This is a genomic window from Pseudomonas sp. 05N431 (assembly GCF_056397005.1).
The window spans coordinates 1-18770 of the sequence record NZ_JBFTMN010000020.1; the positions used below are offsets into that span (position 1 = coordinate 1).

Consider the following 18770-nt stretch of genomic DNA (forward strand, 5'->3'; position numbering starts at 1 on the left):
CTCCGGCGCAATGTCGAGGACGTTCAATACGAGCGGCTTGGACGTTACCGAGTCTTCACCCTTACGGTTGACGGTGTATTCCACCTCGATCGTTAGGCCCAGGTTAAAAGCGACGAACAATAGGTCCAGATTCAAGGACCTGGGATCCGACGACCCGAATGGCAACACAAGACTCTCGTACGAAGCGCGCGGATCTCAGAAAAGTCGCCGCAACATGAGCGGCAGGGCTGACGCTCATCTAACACCCCGCCCCGAGGCGCTGACCACTGTCAGAAATAACAGGTAGGCCGTGGTTTCCGACCAGCGGTAGGGATTGCATACTGGTCATGAACATACTCCCTGTGTATTCGATTGCATCGCCGCAGCAAAAGGCTACGACGTCCTTGTGCATCTGATACCCGGTCATATTTTCCGTCTACTGTTAGAAATAACAGGTCGACCTTGTTATCCGACCAGCGGTTCATACCTCGTTGGGTGAAGGTTTTTTTGTCCGCCAGAAAATGGTGGATTGCCCCAGACAAAAAAACGCCGCTGCGAGAGCCTCGCAGCGGCGTTTGGGGGAGTTACTTGAAGCTGATTACTTCAGCACAACAGCGCCTTTCATCATCGAGTTGTGGCCCGGGAACGAGCAGAAGAACTGGTAGCTTTCGCCAGCGGTCAGCTTCGACACGTCAAAGGTCACCGAGTCTTTCTCGCCGGCACCGATGATTTTGGTGTGGGCGATGACGCGAGTGTCACCTTCTTTCAGGTAGTTCTTGTCGATGCCTGCGGCCATGCCATCGGTAGTGATGCCAGCCATGTCTGCGGTTTTGCTCAGCACCCAGTTATGACCCATGACGTTCTTCGGCAAGCTGCCGGAGTGGGTCAGGTTGACGGTGAAGGTTTTGCAGCTCTTGTCGATAGTGATCTCCTTGGTAGTGAAGGACATCTGATCGGTGGAGTCGACATCGACCTTGCACTCTGCAGCCATCAATTGGCTGCTGGCCAGTGTCAGCAGGGATACCGCAACGAGTTTGGCAAACATGGTGAATCTCCAAGGCAGGGTTAACAAAATCCGTAGGGCATAAAGACTGCCTGAATTTTTTCGTAGTGCCTATGACTTGCATCAAGAATTGTATACAACTTTCAGGCTATGACACTGATCGAAACAATTAACCGGCCAGACCTCTGGCGCGCACCTATGATCGGCGTGTCATCCCACTCTGGAGCGCCTGTCATGTCCTTCAATAGCCTGTTGTGCAGTTTGCTCGCCGCCTACGCCTGTGGCGCCAGTGGCACCTATGAAAGGCCTCGCGGCGAGGATTAGCCCTTGGAACGCTCAAGGGCAGCCATTACTCTGGAGTCATCACCGACCATGGAGTAAGGCATGTCTTTAGCGTCTGTTTGTGTATTTTGCGGCGCCAGCATCGGCACCAACCCGGCCTATCGGGACGCCGCGATCGCCCTCGGCCAGGAGCTGGCCCGGCGTAAGCTGACGCTGGTGTATGGCGGCGGTGCTGTCGGCTTGATGGGTATCGTCGCCGACGCTGCACTGGCAGCGGGTGGCGAAGTGATCGGGATCATCCCCGAAAGCCTGAAGAATTCGGAAATCGGCCATACGGGCCTGACGCGCCTGGAAGTGGTCGACGGCATGCACGCGCGCAAGGCGCGCATGGCCGAGCTGAGCGATGCGTTTATCGCTCTGCCGGGCGGTCTCGGCACCTTTGAAGAGCTGTTCGAAGTCTGGACCTGGGGCCAGCTTGGCTACCACGGCAAACCGCTGGGCTTGCTGGAAGTGAACGGGTTCTACAGCAAACTCACTGCATTTCTTGATCATGTCGTCGGCGAAGGCTTCGTTCGCGGGCATCACCGTGACATGCTGCAAATGAGCGAATCGCCGCAGGATCTGCTGGATGCGCTGGATGCCTGGCAACCGGTGGTAGCACCAAAATGGGCCGGGCAAAAACCCAGCTAACCCTTGGCCCCGGTTTAAAGGCAGAATACGCGCCGCTCAACCTCACCTTCGACCCCAGAGGATCGCCCATGGCTAAACCTAATTACTCCTTCGCCAAACGTCAAAGAGACTTGGCCAAAGAGCAGAAGAAAGAGGAAAAGTTGCAACGCAAGAAAGCTGCCGCCGATGAAGAAGCCGGCGCACTGAACCCCGATGCAGAAGGTGAAGTGGTTGCTGATGACGCTGTTGAAGCACCGAAAGATCAGGCGCCCGACGCCTGAGACCCACAGGGTTTGACGTTCTGATCAAACCCACCGGATCTGTGTCCAGGGTCGGCAGTCATGCTGCCGGCCCTCACAGGCCAGTCTGCAATACCCCACAATCCCTGTGGGAGCGAGCTTGCTCGCGATAGCAATTTCTCAGTCACTTCGGTGCTGAATGTGCCTCCGTCATCGCGAGCAAGCTCGCTCCCACACTCGATCTCCATTACTCCAGCGGCATCACGGTCACCTGCACCTCCGGGTCATGGCTGCCGCCGCCCAGAATCACCCCACGCAATGGCGAGACATCGGAGAAATCCCGGCCCCAGGCCAGAGTGATGTGCTCCAGCGCCGGTTGCACGTTGTTGGTCGGGTCGAAATCAACCCAGCCCAGCACCGGGCAAAATACCGAGACCCAGGCGTGGGACGCGTCGGCACCGATCAACCGTGGCTGGCCTGGTGGTGGCTGGGTCAGCAGGTAACCGCTGACGTAACGCGCCGCCAACCCGCGGGAACGCAAGCAGGCGAGCATCAAGTGCGCAAAGTCCTGACAGACCCCACGCCGACGCTCCAGCACTTCCACCAGCGGCGTCGCGACCTGGGTCGCCTCGGCATCGAAGGTGAATTCGCTGAAGATCTTCTCCATCAACGCCTGAACGCCCAGCATCAATGGACGGCCCAGCGGAAAACAGCTTTCGGAGAACTCGACGAAGCTGCTCTTCAAATGCACATACGGTGACTCAAATCGATAGCGGCACGCATCCATTAGCTGGGGAGCAATCGGCTGACTGCTGTAGGTCAACGCACTGCGAGTCATGTCCCAGGCCGGCGATTGACTGAAATCGCGCACTGGCCGGCTCAGCACTTCGACCGTCAGCCGGGCATTGACCAGCAGTTCGTCGTGAGGCCTTTCAAACGCCAGCCGGGTCAGCGGATTGCCAAACACGTCCAGCTCATCGCGGCGCGAAGTCGGCTCCGGGCTGATCTGCAATTGCTGATCGATGCAACGCTGCCAGGCGCAGTGCCGTGGCCACAAATGGGCGAGTTGCTGGGCCAGCGACACCGGGCTGTCGTAGTGATAATGGGTGTCGTGGAGAATCTGGTAACGGGCGCTCATCAGACGGACACCGTGCGCTGGCTGACATCATCGACATGGGCGAAGTGCCGCAATGCGAGGCGATCAGACACCTGATTGCTGACATCGGCGATTTCTTGCAGCAGATCCGCCAATCCAATGAGGGCTGCGCGAACGCTGGTTTCGCCGAACAACCCGTTCTCCAGGCAACCGAGATCGAATCGCGCCAGACGCTCGACCAACGAAGGCAATGCCAGATCTCGCGGCACAGCAAAATCGTCGTTCAAGCGCTTGAGAGTCCGGGTCACCAGTTTCAGCTGGAACAATACGCCGTGAGGGTTCTGCTCATCGAGCAGCAACACATCGAGCACCGGAATCAATTGCGCCACTGCCAGGTAGCGGGAACGGTAGGTGATGCTGCTGTTACCCAGCTCCAGCAGCCATTCCAGCCCGGCTTGATCGAAAGCCCCGGCGCCGCGCAGGAACGCGGCCAGGCTGCTGCCGAGAAACTGCAATCGCTCGATCCGTCGCCCGATCATCAAAAAGCGCCAGCCTTCGTCGCGGGTCATGTCGTCCAGCGCAAAGCCCGACAGCGCCGCGAGCGACATCACCAGGCGATTGAGGAAATCCAGCCGCTCGCCAAAATCCGGCTCTTCGGTTTCCAGCTCCATGGCATCGCGCTGCAACTCCACCAACGCCTGCCAGTTCTCTCGCGAGAGTTTGCCGCGCACCTGGGAGGCCGCCCACTGCAAGCGTTGCAGGTTGGAACGCAGGCTGAAGGCCCAGTCATCACCACACAATGCCGTCAGCAAACGCTCGGGCAATTCACCTTCGTCGGGCAGCAGCATCAGGCTTTCACCGAGATCGACCGCGGCCTGCAAGGCTTGCGGATCGTCGCCATCGACGTAACGCGTGAGCATGATCCGCAGCAGCCGCGCACTGTCGTCGCAGCGCTCGCAATAGCGACCGAACCAGAACAGGTTTTCGACCACCCGCGACGGCAGGTAGGGATCACGTCGCACCAGATCGTGCACGCCGAGGGTTCGCTGGGCTTTCCATTGCTCGCCGATCGGCGCTCGCTCGCCCAACACCCAGGTGTCCTTGCTCGCGCCGCCGCGCTGCATCGACACCACCTCGGCATCGGGTTCCGCCGCAACCCGGGTCAAGCCGCCGGGCAGCACCCGATAGCCGTCTTGACTGGCCACCGCGTAAACGCGCATGCCAATGGCCCGAGGCTGCAACTGGCCGTCTTCGGCTTGCCAGATCGGCGCCTGCGACAGCTGCGCCAGTTCTTGCGCCACATAGGCATAAGGCCGTGCCTGCATGCGCTCGGCGAGGTCCTGGCGCTGTTTTTCACTCAAGTCACGGCCCAATACCGAGGCAAAGCTCTGCGAGGGGAACGCCGGCTTGATCAGCAGTTCAGGCATTTTTTCCAGGGCCTGTGCCAACACCGGAGGCTCGCCGCACCACCAGGTGGCAATGGACGGCAGGAGCAGTTCTTCGCCGAACAGGTATTGATTGATCTTCGGCAGAAAGCCCAACAACCCCGGCGATTCCAGTACGCCACTGCCCAAGGCATTGGCCACCAGCACCCGTCCCTGTCGCACCGCGTCAAGCAGGCCCGGCACGCCGAGCGCCGAGTCAGTGCGCAACTCCAGCGGATCGCAGAAATCATCGTCGAGCCGACGCATGATCGCGTGAACCCGACGCAAACCGCTGAGGGTTTTCAGATAAACCGTGGCATCGCGTACCGTCAGATCGCCGCCCTCGACCAGTGGATAACCCAGTTGGCGAGCCAGGTACAGGTGTTCGAAATAGCTCTCGTTGAATCGTCCCGGCGTCAGCAACACCACCAGCGGCACTTCATCGGCACTCGGGGCCTGACGCGTGAGGGTTTCCTTCAAGGTGCGGAAGAACCCGGCCAAATGCTGCACCTGCATATCGCGGTACAACTCAGGAAAGGCCCGCGACACGATGGTGCGGTTTTCCAGCGCGTAACCGGCACCGGATGGCGCTTGAGTCCGGTCCGCTGTCACCCACCAGCGCCCGTCGGGCGTGCGCGCCAGGTCCACGGCGTACAGATGCAGAAAAGCCCCGTCCGGCGGTTGAATGCCCTGACAGGGCCAGAGGAAATTGTTATGACCGAACACCAGTTCTGCCGGCAACAGGCCTTCGGCAATCAAGCGCTGCGGGCCATACAGATCCGCCAGTACCGCATTGAGCAAACGCGCACGCTGGGTGATCCCGGCAGACAACTGCTGCCACTCATCAGCCGCCATCACATGGGGCAGCAGGTCCAGTTCCCATGGACGATCAGCGCCTTTGGGGTCGGCGTAAACATTGTAGGTGACGCCGTTTTCCTGAATCTGTCGTGCCAGCAAGGCTTGCCGCTGCAGCAGTTGCGCGGGCGTGCTGCGTTGCAACTGATCGAACAGCCGTCGCCAGTGCGGGCGCACGGCACCGCTGTCGTCGAGCAGTTCATGATAGGTGCCCGGCGTAAGCGGGTAACGGTCAAGCAGGTCAGGCATGGAAAGCTCGGCAGGTGCTCAGGAAAAGTCAGATTAACTCACAAACGCTGCAAATCCAGTGGGCAAAGGCTGGCCCAAAGCGAACAACCGTGGAAATCCCTGTGGGAGCGAGCTTGCTCGCGATAGCGTCACAACAGTCAACATTGATGCCGGCTGGGCTACTGCTATCGCGAGCAAGCTCGCTCCCACATTGGGTGTCCGTTGTTGCAGCACCGCGTTCACTCATTTTTTTTCGCAAATCGGCGTAAATCGAGCGTCATTGGCAGTTCGTCGTTAATGCTCAGCGTTGACACTGGCAAGGTTCCCGGGCTGTGGCCGAGGCGGAAGAACCGCGCCATTCGCCGGCTCTCGGCCTCATTGGCATTCACCGGCAGGCTGTCGTAGTTGCGCCCGCCCGGATGGGCGACGTGGTACTGACAACCGCCCAGCGAGCGTTGCATCCAGGTGTCGAGCAGGTCGAACACCAGCGGCGCGTGCACCGGGATGGTCGGTTGCAGGCAGTTGGCCGGTTGCCAGGCGCGAAACCGCACGCCCGCGACAAACTCGCCAACCCGCCCGGTCGGTTGCAGCGGTACCGGAATGCCGTTGCAGGTCAGCACATAACGCTGCGGTGCCAAGCCAGTGAGTTTGACCTGCAAACGCTCCAGCGACGAGTCGACATAACGCACCGTGCCGCCGGCCGAGCCCTCCTCCCCCAGCACATGCCACGGCTCCAGCGCCTGACGCAGTTCCAGCTCGATACCGCTGACTGCGTAATCGCCGACCTTGGGAAAGCGGAACTCCAGATGCGCGGCAAACCACTCGGCGCGCAGCGCATAGCCGGCGGCGTTGAGGTCGACGATCACATCGGCGAAGTCCTGCTCGATAAAGTGCGGCAACAGGAAACGGTCGTGCAACTCGGTGCCCCAGCGTGCCAGCTTGGCCGGCGCATACGGCTCGCGCCAGAACCGCGCCACCAGCGCCCGCAGCAACAGTTGCTGAGCCAGGCTCATGCGTGCGTGGGGCGGCATTTCGAAGGCGCGCAGTTCCAGCAGACCGAGGCGCCCGGTCGCGCCATCCGGCGAATAGAGTTTGTCGATGCAGAACTCGGCGCGGTGGGTGTTGCCCGTGACGTCGATCAGCAGGTTGCGCAGCAAGCGGTCCACCAGCCACGGCGCGCACTCTTCGCCGGGGTTCGGCATCTGCGCGAAGGCGATTTCCAGCTCGTACAACGCATCGTTGCGCGCTTCGTCCACCCGCGGAGCCTGCGAGGTCGGGCCGATGAAAAGACCGGAAAACAGGTAGGACAGCGACGGGTGGTTATGCCAGTAGCTGATCAGACTGCGCAGCAGATCCGGACGACGCAGAAACGGTGAGTCGGCCGGCGTCGCGCCACCGAGTACGAAATGGTTACCGCCACCCGTGCCGGTATGCCGACCGTCGATCATGAATTTCTCGGTGGTCAGCCGGGTCTGGCGCGCCTCTTCGTAGAGGAACTCAGTGCGCTCCACCAGCTCGTCCCAACTGGCGGACGGCTGCACGTTGACTTCGATAACGCCGGGGTCCGGAGTAATACGGAAGTTGCTCAGGCGTGGATCGCTCGGCGGTTCATAACCTTCCAGCAACACCGGGCAATGCAGCTCCTCGGCGGTGGCTTCGATGGCGCTGACCAGTTCGAGGTAATCCTCGACGCGTTCCAGCGGCGGCATGAACAGGTACAGCCGCCCTTCCCGAGCCTCGGCGCAGAGCGCGGTGCGGGTCAGCCAATCGGCGGACTGGTCGATTTTCGGTGTGCGCTCATCGGCGGTGGCCGGCTCGCCATGCACCTGCAAACTGGCGGTGTCGGGCAGCTCCGGCAAATCCTGATTCGGGTCGACCGGGTGCACGAACGGATACTCTGCCGCCGTCACCCACGGTTGCGAAGCCAGCGGCAAGCGATAGCCCAGCGGTGAGTCTCCCGGCACCAGTCGGCAATGGCTGTCACGCAGGTACCAGCGACCGCTCTGCCATTGATCGCCCTTGGCCGTGCGCGCCAGCGGCAGGACCTGGCCAATCACCTTGTCCAGACCTTGGCTGAAGACCTTGTGCAGGCGCGCGCGCTCGAGTTCGTCGCCCAGCCGTGAGTCTTCAGCGCTGACGTTGACCGGCAACGCGCCTTCGCGCCAGAGGTAGTAGAGGTTGTCTTCGTAGGCTGGAAATACAAAGCGCGTGGGCAGTTTCAATCGCTCGGCGACACTCGCCAGAAAACGCCCGGCCAATTTGCCATCGGCACCGTAGTCTTGCTGTTCATCGGCAATCAGCGCGCTGTTGTTCCAGATCGGCACGCCATCTCGCCGCCAGTAGCAGTTCAGCGACCAACGCGGCAGTTGCTCGCCGGGGTACCACTTGCCCTGGCCAAAATGCACCAGACCCTTGGGTCCGTAATGTTTGCGCATGCGCTGGAACAGCTCGGCGGACAGTCGACGCTTGTCAGGTCCTAGCGCGGCGGTGTTCCACTCGGCACCGTCCGGGTCGTCGATGGAGACGAACGTCGGCTCGCCGCCCATGGTCAGGCGCACATCGCCCTCTTGCAGGTCGGCGTCGATCTGCCGGCCCAGCACCTGGATCGCCAGCCACTGGTCTTCGGTGTAGGGTTTGGTAACGCGTGGGGCCTCCCAAATGCGCTCCACCGACATTTCGTGGCTGAATTCACACGCGCACGGTTCGACCAGGCCACTGATCGGCGCCGCCGAGGACGGATCAGGGCTACAGGCCAATGGAATATGCCCTTCGCCGGCAAACAGTCCAGAAGTAGCGTCCAGGCCGATCCATCCGGCGCCGGGCAGGTAAACCTCACACCAGGCGTGCAGGTCGGTGAAGTCCACCTCGGTGCCGGAAGGACCGTCGAGACTTTTGACGTCAGCGGTGAGCTGGATCAGGTAACCGGAAACAAATCGCGCCGCCAGCCCGAGGTTGCGCAGCAGTTGCACCAGTAACCAGGCCGAGTCGCGGCAAGAACCCGATGCGTGTTCCAGGGTGTATTCCGGGGTTTGCACGCCCGGTTCCATGCGGATCAGGTAGCTGATGTCTTCGCTCAGGCGCTGGTTGAGCACCACCAGAAAATCCACGGCAGGCAGCGGCGTGCGGTCGATGCCGTCAAGGTAAGCCTTGAACGTCGGGGTCAGCGGCAGGGTTTCCAGGTATGGCGCCAGCTCACGCTGTTCGTCGGCGGCATAGGCGAAGGGGATCTTTTCCGCGTAGGGCTCAAGGAAGAAATCGAACGGGTTGAACACCGCCATCTCGGCCAGCAGATCGACTTCGATCCGCAGCTCCGTGGTTTTCTCCGGGAACACCAACCGCGCCAGGTAGTTGCCCTGGGGGTCTTGCTGCCAATTGATGAAGTGCTGCTCTGGCGACACTTTCAACGCATAGGAAAGAATCCGCGTACGGCTGTGGGCAGCCGGGCGCAGGCGAACGATCTGCGGGCCGAGTTCGACGGCGCGCTCGTAACGGTAATGCGTGACATGGTGCAATGCGACATGAATCGACATGGCGTGCCTCCTGCGAGCCTTGAGCGTAACGGAAAGCGCGCAAGACTTATGCCAGAGCGGCGGTCATTGCGCTTTATCGTAAGACCCGGTGCAGTGCAGCACCAAAGCGGCGCCAAGGTGGGTGCCGTGGTGCGAGGGTTGCACATATTTGTGGCGAGTGTGTGAGGGTGGGTCGTGAATCTATCCAGTCAACGGGCGTTGCGCTTGGCAATCACGGCTTCGCGCAGATGCCGCACTTCGAGCAGCTTCTGGCGCATTTCGCGGTGGCGTTTGCTGTTGAGCAGCAACAATCCCAATAACGGGAAGAGCACTGCCGAGCCATAGACCAGCACGTGGAGGTGGTACTGAATCATCGGCAGTACGAACAGCAGGCAACATCCCAGATAACCCACCACCAGGGCAGTGGCCCACGGGCGTCCGCGCGAAATCATCACGTTGCCAAACACTATCACTGCAACCAGCACCAGAATGGCAAGCCCGGAGTAGCTGGATTTGAGCTCCGGATCAACACCGCGCAAATATGTCACGCCCGCCAGGGAAACAGCTGATGCCCCGGAAAAAATCGCCATGAAAATTGTTCCCATGAATACCGGGAAATAGCGGGCGAGGAAACTGCCCATGTCGGGGAAGCCATTCATTCCGTCAGGTCCTCATACAAGCCGATTGCAATGGTGCGGGCTGTGCCCACATTACCGGTACGGTAGCTGCCGACGAGGCCCAACATGCCACCCAATGCATCTTTCATTTGGGTTTGGGTTGCGTGACGAATTTCAGTGGAGCTAAAGCTCTTGGTGAGTTTGCCCGCGCGCTGCTGCAATTTTAGCAATTTGGGCGACAGGCTTGGATCTTTCAGGCTGAGCAGTTCCTTGGTCAACTTCTTGCGCTCCTGGCGACTCAGGCCCTTGAGTAACTCATACCAACTCTTGCCCAACGCGGCGGCCTTGTTAGCTTTCAGCAGCCTCACCGTGGTCAGGGCGCCTGTTCCAATACCCACCAAAGAAGCGGCATCCAGGATGGGTGAAACAGCGCCGTACCATTCAGCATCATCCATGCGGTCGTTGGCGTCTGGATCAAGTATTTCGTTATAGGTACGCGCCACACCAAACCCACATTGCGCGCTGCTGGCCAGTGCCGCCGTCACGCCGATGCCTACTACAAATGCGCTAGCGCCCGCCGTAAACGGCACCGCTACGCTGCCGCTGAAGACCACTATCCAGCCGATCACTGCGGCGGTGCATGACAACCCCATATCGAACGTCTCTTTCATGAGGCGCCCTTCCCTTGGGTTGGTCTTCACCTGCTCCACAAACTGCGCAGGCGCAATGTACTTCTGTGCCTCCCGCAAGATGATGCGCTTGGGCTTGATGCTGCAGAGGGGTTTGAATTCGCGCAGGGTGACCACATTGAAGTCGGCGTCGATATACACGACACCCGCGCCGACAATGCCGGGGTCGGCATCGATGGCCGCGAACAGGCGCGGCAGGTTGATTTCACTTTCGATGCGCTGGCGCGCCATGAACTGGGAGCGGTTGGAGTCCATGCCGATGCCGAGCAGGGGGCCGCTCATGGGTGTTCGTCCTTGAAGTGGATAGTGGCCATACCGGCCTCATCGGGGGCAAGCCCGGCTTGTATGTTTAGACTTGAAGGGGTGGGTGGTGAATCTGCCCAATCAACCCGCCTTGGCCGCCTGGCGCAACCGACGTACTTCCACAAGTTTGCGCACCATCGAGCGATAGCCTTTGCTGTTGAGTAACAACAAGCCCAGCAGTGGCCAGAACAAACATTCACTGTAGATAAACCAATGCGGGCGGTATTGCAGCGTCGGCAATACCACCAGCAGGCACACCACGAAAAACGCCACCATCCCCCACACGGCCCAGGCCCGCCCACGCACAATCAGGAAGTTGCTGTTGACCACAAACAATGCAGCGAATATCACCACAAACCAGGACACAGTGGCATTCGTAGCCATGGGCACATCGGCGAAATAGGTGCTGGCCGCTAAGGAAATTGCGCCAGAGCCACCGAGGCAACCCGCGAGAATCACGCCGATGAACGATGGGAAATGTTCCAGCAAAAACGGTTTTAACGACGGAACATCATTCATCACTCTAACTCCTCATACAGGCCTATCGCCAGGGTCTTGAGCTGCTTCGGGTTATCCGAGCGCGCCAGGCCCCAGACGCTCAGCCCTGCACTGAAGGCATCGCCCAACTGTACGATGGTGGAATGCTTGAGCTGGGTGTGAGTGAAGCGCTTGGGCAAGTCACCGCGCAGTTGCAGCAGCTTGCGCATCTTGGTCGACATCTGCGGGTCGGCAATTTTCAACAGTTCTTTAGTCAGTTTTTCTCGCTCTTGACCATTGAGGCCTTTAAGCACCTGGCGCAGGGTTTTACCGGTGGACGCACGGGCGACATTGACCAGCTTGACCGTGGTCAGCGCAGACGCGCCCACACCGACCAAGGCGGCGCCGTCCATGATCTTGGTAGCGGCCTGGTACCACTCTTCGTTATCCAGATAGTCATTCATGCCAGGGTTGACGATTTCATTGCGGGTGCGAAATGCGCCCATCAGGCATGACGCCGTACTGGCTGTAGCACTGGCATAGCCAATGACCGTGATGACCGCACTGGCGCCAGCGGTGAACGGCACCGCGATGGTGCCACTTAACATCACCAGCCAACCCAGGACCGCGCTGCCACAGGACAACGTGGTGTTGAAAGCTTCGCTGATCAATCGCGACTCTCGCGGGTTATTCACCACTTGGTCAGCGAATTGTGCGGGAGCGACGTATTTCTGCGCCTCACGTACGATGATGCGCTTGGGCTGGATACTGCAAATCGGCTTGAACTCACGCAGGGTAACTACGTTGAAGTCGGCGTCGATATACACCACCCCTGCGCCGACGATGCTGGGATCGGCGTCGATGGCAGCAAATATACGCGGCAGGTTGATTTCACTCTCGATGCGCTGGCGCGCCATGAACTGGGAGCGGTTGGAGTCCATGCCGATGCCGAGCAGGGGGTTGCTCATGGGTGTTCGTCCTTGAAGTAGATAGTGGCCATGCCGGCCTCATCGCGGGCAAGCCCGACTCTCACATCTGGAATGCATTCCCCTGTGGGAGCTGGCTGCCTGCGATGGCAATTAATGCGCGCCACCTTAACAAACAAGTTCTCCAGCGCCTATAAAGCAAAACGCCAGCACGAGGCTGGCGTTTTGCTTGCTAGGCTGCGATCAACGCGGCACGACTGGCTTGCGCGCAGGCTTTGGCCCTTTGCCTTTGGCAGCGTCCTTGCGTTCCTTCGCTGCCTGCTGGTTGCGGGCGAATGCCGCGGCCTTGGCCTGTTCACGCTTGTCCCACGGGTTACCGCCATCGCTGGCACGCGGCGGCAAGCCGGTGTGTTGCGTGAGGATCTTGGTGGTCTTTTCCCCAGCCACTTTATGGCTACCGGCTGGCGTCGAGTTCTTGCGACGGGCGCTCTGGTAACTGTCGGTGGCCGGCTGGTGCAGCGGGATCAGCTGGTTCTTGCCCGGCCCGATCAGGTCGGCGCGGCCCATGCGGGTCAGCGCTTCACGCAGCATTGGCCAGCCTTTCGGATCGTGGTAACGCAAGAACGCCTTGTGCAGACGACGCTGCTCTTCGCTCTTGACGATGGTCACGGCGTCGCTCTTGTAGGTGACCTTGCGCAGCGGGTTCTTGCCCGAGTGATACATGGCGGTGGCGGTGGCCATCGGCGACGGGTAGAACGCCTGCACCTGATCCGCACGGAAACCATTGCCCTTGAGCCAGAGGGCCAGGTTCATCATGTCTTCGTCGGTAGTGCCGGGGTGGGCGGCGATGAAGTACGGAATCAGGTACTGCTCTTTCCCGGCTTCCTTGGAGTACTTCTCGAACATCCGCTTGAACTTGTCATAGCTGCCGATGCCCGGTTTCATCATCTGGTTGAGCGGACCTTCCTCGGTGTGTTCCGGGGCGATCTTCAGGTAACCACCGACGTGGTGGGTCACCAGCTCCTTGACGTATTCCGGCGACTCGACCGCAAGGTCGTAACGCAAGCCGGAGGCGATCAGGATCTTCTTCACACCCGGCAAGGCGCGAGCGCTGCGGTACAACTGGATCAGCGACGAGTGATCGGTGTTGAGATTCGGGCAAATGCCGGGGAACACGCACGACGGCTTGCGGCACGCGGATTCGATTTCCGGGCTCTTGCAGGCAATGCGGTACATGTTCGCGGTCGGGCCACCGAGGTCGGAAATGACGCCGGTAAAACCTGGGACCTTGTCGCGGATCTCTTCGATTTCGCGAATGATCGATTCTTCGGAACGGTTCTGGATGATCCGGCCTTCGTGCTCGGTAATCGAGCAGAAGGTACAGCCGCCGAAGCAGCCGCGCATGATGTTCACCGAGAAACGGATCATGTCGTAGGCCGGGATCTTCTCCTTGCCATACGCCGGGTGCGGAATACGTGCGTAAGGCATGCCGAACACGTAGTCCATCTCTTCGGTGGTCATCGGAATCGGTGGCGGGTTGAACCAGACGTCGACTTCGCCGTGCTTCTGAACCAGCGCGCGGGCGTTGCCCGGGTTGGTTTCCAGGTGCAGCACGCGGTTGGCGTGGGCGTACAGAACGGCGTCGTTTCGAACCTTTTCTACCGACGGCAGACGGATCACGGTCTTGTCGCGGGTCATCCGCGGGCTCGCCAGGATCTGCACGACCTTGGCTTCCTGCGGGTCCTCGACCGGCCCCTTTTCCTGCTCGATGGCGCAGGCCTGGGTGTCCTGGGTGTTGACGTACGGGTTGATGATCTTGTCGATCTTGCCCGGACGGTCGATGCGCGTGGAGTCGACTTCGTACCAGCCTTGCGGCGTATCGCGACGAATGAACGCGGTGCCGCGCACGTCGGTGATGTCTTCGATCTTGTGACCGTAGGACAGACGTTGGGCAACTTCGACGATCGCCCGCTCGGCGTTGCCGTACAGGAGGATGTCGGCGCAGGCGTCGATCAGGATCGAGTTACGCACCCGGTCCTGCCAGTAATCGTAGTGCGCGATGCGGCGCAGGGATGCCTCAATGCCACCGAGAACAATCGGCACATTCTTGTAGGCTTCCTTGCAGCGCTGGCTGTAAACCAGGCTCGCGCGATCCGGACGTTTGCCCGCCAGGCCACCGGGGGTGTAGGCGTCATCGGAACGGATTTTCTTGTCGGCGGTGTAGCGGTTGATCATCGAGTCCATGTTGCCGGCCGCGACACCGAAGAACAGGTTCGGCTCGCCGAGCTTCATGAAGTCGTCTTTGGACTGCCAGTTTGGCTGGGCAATGATCCCGACGCGAAAGCCCTGGGACTCCAGCAGCCGGCCGATAATTGCCATGCCAAACGACGGGTGGTCAACGTACGCATCACCGGTGACGATGATGATGTCGCAGGAATCCCAGCCAAGCTGATCCATCTCCTCCCTGCTCATTGGCAGGAATGGCGCTGGACCGAAACATTCGGCCCAGTACTTGGGATAGTCAAATAACGGCTTGGCTGTTTGCATGACGATGACCGGTGTTGAGATGAAAAATCGCGGGCGCGGAATATAGCACAAAATTTAACCAATTCCGACGGCTATGGTCGGAAATTGGTGTCGCCCCTATCGCGAGCAAGCTCGCTCCCACAGAGGAACGCATTCCAGTGTGGGAGCGAGCTTGCTCGCGATGAGGCCCTTCCAAGCGATGAAGAGGTTACTCATCATCGTCGAAGTTATAGCTGCCCGGCGCAAGGTTTTCGAATCGGGTGTATTTGCCGATGAAGGCCAGGCGGATAAAGCCGATCGGGCCGTTCCGCTGCTTGCCGATGATGATCTCGGCGATGCCTTTGTGTTCGGTCTCCGGGTGATACACCTCGTCCCGGTACACGAACATGATGACGTCGGCGTCCTGCTCGATCGCTCCGGATTCCCGCAAGTCGGAGTTCACTGGTCGCTTGTTCGGCCGCTGTTCGAGGGAACGGTTGAGCTGGGACAGCGCCACTACCGGACAGTTGAATTCCTTGGCCAGGGCTTTCAAGGAACGGGAGATTTCGGAAATCTCGTTGGTCCGGTTGTCGCCGCTGGAGCCCGGGATCTGCATCAGTTGCAGGTAGTCGATCATGATCAGACCGATCTCACCGTGTTCGCGCACCAGGCGACGGGTCCGCGCACGCATTTCCGACGGGCTGATGCCGGCGGTGTCATCAATGAACAGCTTGCGATCGTTGAGCAGGTTGACCGCCGAGGTCAAGCGCGGCCAATCGTCGTCTTCCAGGCGACCGGCCCGGACCTTGGTCTGGTCGATCCGACCGAGGGACGAAAGCATACGCATGATCAGCGATTCGCCTGGCATCTCGAGTGAGTAAACCAGTACCGCCTTCTCGCTGCGCAACACGGCGTTCTCCACCAGGTTCATCGCAAAGGTGGTTTTACCCATCGATGGACGGCCGGCGACGATGATCAGGTCAGACGGTTGCAGGCCGCTGGTCTTCTCGTCGAGGTCGGTGTAACCGGTCGACAGGCCAGTGATGGCGTTGTCGGTATTGAACAAGGTGTCGATACGGTCGATGGCCTTGGTCAAAAGGTCATTGACGCTCACTGGGCCGCCGGTTTTCGGGCGGGCCTCGGCGATCTGGAAGATCTGCCGTTCGGCTTCGTCGAGGATCTCGGCGGCGGTGCGGCCTTCCGGGTTGAAGGCGCTGTCAGCGATTTCGGTGCTGATGCCGATCAACTGGCGCAAGGTCGCCCGCTCACGAACGATTGCAGCGTAGGCCTTGATGTTGGCGACCGACGGCGTGTTTTTCGCCAGCTCACCCAGGTATCCAAGACCGCCGACTTGCGAGGTCTGACCTTCCTTGTCCAATTGCTCGGCCAGGGTCACGACGTCGATCGGCATGTTCTGATCGGCCAGCTTGGCGATCGCACGGAAGATCAGGCGGTGGTCATGTCGATAGAAATCACCGTCCGAGACCTGATCGAGCACGCGCTCCCAGGCGTTGTTGTCCAGCATCAGACCACCGAGCACAGCCTGTTCGGCCTCGATGGAATGCGGCGGCACTTTCAGCGCGGCGGTTTGCAGATCGTATTGCTCAGGAGCGGAGATATCGTTCATGGCCACTTGGGTTCTTTAGGAAAAGCAGGGGTTGTAAAAAATCAGGAACTGCAGAAAGACAAAGGGCACGACCTGTAAACAGGATCGTGCCCGATGTTACCGGCAAGCACCCGAGGGTGCCAGCCGACAAGTGTTGCTTAAGCTGCTACCACGACAACGCGTACGGTGGCTTCAACTTCAGCGTGCAGGTGCACGGCTACGTCGAATTCGCCTACGTTGCGGATGGTGCCGTTCGGCAGACGAACTTCGCTTTTTGCAACTTCAACGCCAGAGGCGGTCAGTGCATCAGCGATGTCGTGGGTGCCGATCGAACCGAACAGCTTGCCTTCGTCACCGGCGGTGGCAGTGATGGTCACTTCCAGCTCAGCCAGTTGGGCAGCACGGTTTTCAGCCGAAGTTTTACGGTCTGCTGCGGCTTTTTCCAGCTCAGCGCGACGCTCTTCGAACGCAGCCAGGTTGGCAGCGGTCGCAGCGGTAGCTTTGCCGTAAGGCAGCAGGTAGTTACGACCGTAACCAGCCTTAACGTTCACTTTGTCACCCAGGTTGCCCAGGTTGGTGACTTTTTCCAGAAGGATCAGTTGCATGTGAAAATCCTCTTAACTTTTAACCTTCACCGTTCGCGCTATCGACGTCTTTCGGCGTCAAACGACCGCGAAAATCAATCAGGCTGTCGACAATGGCCAGGACCACCAGCAACGGATAGATCAGCTGCATAAACAGCAACAGCGTTACGTACAACCCCACCAGCCAAAACTTGGCCAGTCGCTTTTCAGCCACCAGCCCATGAATCAGGGCCAGCCCGGCGAACACCAGCGGTACGCTGCACAACGGCGTCAACATGGCCAGTTGGGAACCGAAGTTCGGCCCCAGAAGCATGCACGCCAGCAGCAACATCGCCGGCCCCAGCGGGATTCGGATGGCGCGAAACTCGCGACCAAAACCACCAGGGTTGTACAACAACGCCTGCCAGTAGCGCCCGACAATCAGGCTCAGCACACTGACGATTTGCAACAAGGCCGCTATCAGGCCGGTCAGGACCGGGGCAATCAGGGCGGCGAGACGCGCTCGCTCCTCTACCGACAATTGCTGGTAGAGGTCACCGAGGGCCAGCGGCAGGATCTTTACCAGTTCCTGCGACAGCATCTCGATCTGGGGGCGGTAAGCCGCACCCAGCACCACTGAAAACACCAATCCCATCGCTATGCTGACCAGCAGCACGCGGTTCCAGGACTCACTTGCGCGCAAAACCAACGCAAGGCCCGAAGACCCCAGCAGCACCATGAGTGCGCGTGGATCATCGGAATACAGCCACCAGATCAATGCCGGCAGTATTCCCAGAGCAAGAACGCCCAGGGCGTCCTTCAATCCGCGCCGCAGCAGCACAAGGCTCCCGGCGGCAGCACCCAACCAGTACAACAACGGCAATGCCGCGCATCCAGCCACTACAAGAGTGGCCTGCATACGACCGCGCATGATGAACTCAGCTATGGCGCGCATGCATTCAATCCTTTGCTACGTGTCGACTGCCCGGTCTCAGCGGCCGTGGCTGTCGGTGTAGGCCAGCAGGGCCAGGAAGCGGGCGCGCTTGATAGCGGTGGCCAGCTGACGCTGATAACGTGCTTTGGTACCGGTGATGCGGCTTGGAACGATTTTGCCGGTCTCGGATACGTAAGCTTTCAGAGTGTTGAGATCTTTGTAATCGATCTCTTTCACGTCTTCAGCGGTGAAGCGGCAGAATTTACGACGACGGAAGAAACGTGCCATGTAATAGGCTCCTCAAAAGGTCCGTGGATTACTCGTCAGCGTTATCGCTGTTGTCGCTGTCATCACTGTCAACGCCTTCAGCGTCGGAGTGCTCAGGACGGTCGCGACGCTCACGGCGCTCACTGCGGTTTTCTTCAGCCTTGAGCATCTCGGATTGGCCGGTAACGGCTTCTTCGCGACGGATGACCAGGTTACGGATCACTGCATCGTTGTAGCGGAAGTTGTCTTCCAGCTCGGCCAGGGCCTTGCCAGTGCACTCAACGTTCAGCATCACGTAGTGAGCCTTGTGAACATTGTTGATTGCGTAGGCCAGTTGACGACGGCCCCAATCTTCCAGACGGTGGATTTTGCCGCCGTCTTCTTCGATCAGCTTGGTGTAACGCTCAACCATGCCGCCGACTTGCTCGCTTTGATCCGGGTGGACCAAAAAGATGATTTCGTAATGACGCATGAATGCTCCTTACGGGTTGTAGCCTGCCGCTCAAAAGCGGTCAGACAAGGAGTGAATGACACTTATGGACTTGCCGGCGATAGACACATGCGTGCCTGCCGTCACAGCAAGGGGCGCAATTGTAGAG

16 protein-coding genes are annotated in these 18770 nt (G+C 59.7%); 2 read left to right on the forward strand and 14 right to left on the reverse strand.

Features of this window, described 5'->3' with window-relative positions:
* Window positions 1–577: 577 nt before the first annotated feature.
* Complete coding sequence (gene azu, locus AC1DIG_RS25195) at window positions 578–1024, reverse strand: azurin (RefSeq protein ID WP_216744678.1); 447 nt, start codon at window positions 1022–1024, stop codon at window positions 578–580.
* A 342-nt stretch (window positions 1025–1366) separates the two neighbouring features.
* Here azu and AC1DIG_RS25200 point away from each other — a divergent pair, with 342 nt between their 5' ends.
* Window positions 1367–1954 carry an LOG family protein gene (locus tag AC1DIG_RS25200; protein WP_477769474.1) on the forward strand — a complete coding sequence of 196 codons (588 nt, stop codon included), beginning with the start codon at window positions 1367–1369 and terminating at the stop codon, window positions 1952–1954.
* A 68-nt stretch (window positions 1955–2022) separates the two neighbouring features.
* A complete protein-coding gene (locus AC1DIG_RS25205) occupies window positions 2023–2214 on the forward strand; it encodes a hypothetical protein (protein WP_019691520.1) in 192 nt (63 codons plus the stop codon).
* 205 nt (window positions 2215–2419) lie between these two features.
* On the opposite strand, the gene AC1DIG_RS25210 is transcribed toward AC1DIG_RS25205, so the two are convergent.
* From AC1DIG_RS25210 to rpsF, 13 genes are all read right to left on the reverse strand, one after another.
* Entirely contained in the window at window positions 2420–3310 is an 891-nt protein-coding gene (locus tag AC1DIG_RS25210) for a transglutaminase family protein (RefSeq protein WP_477769475.1), read from the reverse strand.
* A complete protein-coding gene (locus AC1DIG_RS25215; protein ID WP_477769476.1) occupies window positions 3310–5796 on the reverse strand; it encodes a circularly permuted type 2 ATP-grasp protein in 2487 nt (828 codons plus the stop codon). Before AC1DIG_RS25215 ends, AC1DIG_RS25210 begins: the two co-directional genes overlap by 1 nt.
* Window positions 5797–6014: 218 nt before the next feature.
* Window positions 6015–9305, reverse strand: a complete 3291-nt coding sequence (locus tag AC1DIG_RS25220; protein ID WP_477769477.1) for a transglutaminase family protein — start codon at window positions 9303–9305, stop codon at window positions 6015–6017.
* Window positions 9306–9493: 188 nt separating this feature from the next.
* Window positions 9494–9943: a hypothetical protein gene (locus AC1DIG_RS25225; RefSeq protein ID WP_477769478.1), complete on the reverse strand. Its 450-nt coding sequence runs from the start codon at window positions 9941–9943 to the stop codon at window positions 9494–9496.
* Entirely contained in the window at window positions 9940–10872 is a 933-nt protein-coding gene (locus tag AC1DIG_RS25230; RefSeq protein WP_477769479.1) for an NAD synthetase, read from the reverse strand. The genes AC1DIG_RS25225 and AC1DIG_RS25230 overlap by 4 nt, the downstream gene beginning before the upstream one ends.
* 102 nt (window positions 10873–10974) lie before the next feature.
* Complete coding sequence (locus AC1DIG_RS25235; protein ID WP_477769480.1) at window positions 10975–11412, reverse strand: hypothetical protein; 438 nt, start codon at window positions 11410–11412, stop codon at window positions 10975–10977.
* Window positions 11412–12338 (reverse strand): NAD synthetase, encoded by a 927-nt coding sequence (locus tag AC1DIG_RS25240; protein ID WP_477769481.1) that lies wholly within the window; start codon window positions 12336–12338, stop codon window positions 11412–11414. The genes AC1DIG_RS25235 and AC1DIG_RS25240 overlap by 1 nt, the downstream gene beginning before the upstream one ends.
* Window positions 12339–12539: 201 nt before the next feature.
* Window positions 12540–14843 (reverse strand): YgiQ family radical SAM protein, encoded by a 2304-nt coding sequence (locus AC1DIG_RS25245; protein WP_477769482.1) that lies wholly within the window; start codon window positions 14841–14843, stop codon window positions 12540–12542.
* 187 nt (window positions 14844–15030) lie between these two features.
* Window positions 15031–16428, reverse strand: coding sequence for a replicative DNA helicase (gene dnaB, locus AC1DIG_RS25250; RefSeq protein WP_427534445.1), 1398 nt, complete (start codon window positions 16426–16428; stop codon window positions 15031–15033).
* 137 nt (window positions 16429–16565) lie between these two features.
* Window positions 16566–17012 carry a 50S ribosomal protein L9 gene (rplI, locus tag AC1DIG_RS25255; RefSeq protein ID WP_008157007.1) on the reverse strand — a complete coding sequence of 149 codons (447 nt, stop codon included), beginning with the start codon at window positions 17010–17012 and terminating at the stop codon, window positions 16566–16568.
* 19 nt (window positions 17013–17031) lie between these two features.
* Window positions 17032–17925 carry a hypothetical protein gene (locus AC1DIG_RS25260; protein ID WP_477769483.1) on the reverse strand — a complete coding sequence of 298 codons (894 nt, stop codon included), beginning with the start codon at window positions 17923–17925 and terminating at the stop codon, window positions 17032–17034.
* A 36-nt stretch (window positions 17926–17961) separates the two neighbouring features.
* Window positions 17962–18192, reverse strand: coding sequence for a 30S ribosomal protein S18 (gene rpsR, locus AC1DIG_RS25265; protein ID WP_002551829.1), 231 nt, complete (start codon window positions 18190–18192; stop codon window positions 17962–17964).
* Window positions 18193–18220: 28 nt separating this feature from the next.
* On the reverse strand, window positions 18221–18643 hold the full coding sequence (gene rpsF, locus AC1DIG_RS25270; RefSeq protein ID WP_007939579.1) for a 30S ribosomal protein S6: 423 nt from the start codon (window positions 18641–18643) through the stop codon (window positions 18221–18223).
* Window positions 18644–18770: the final 127 nt, after the last annotated feature.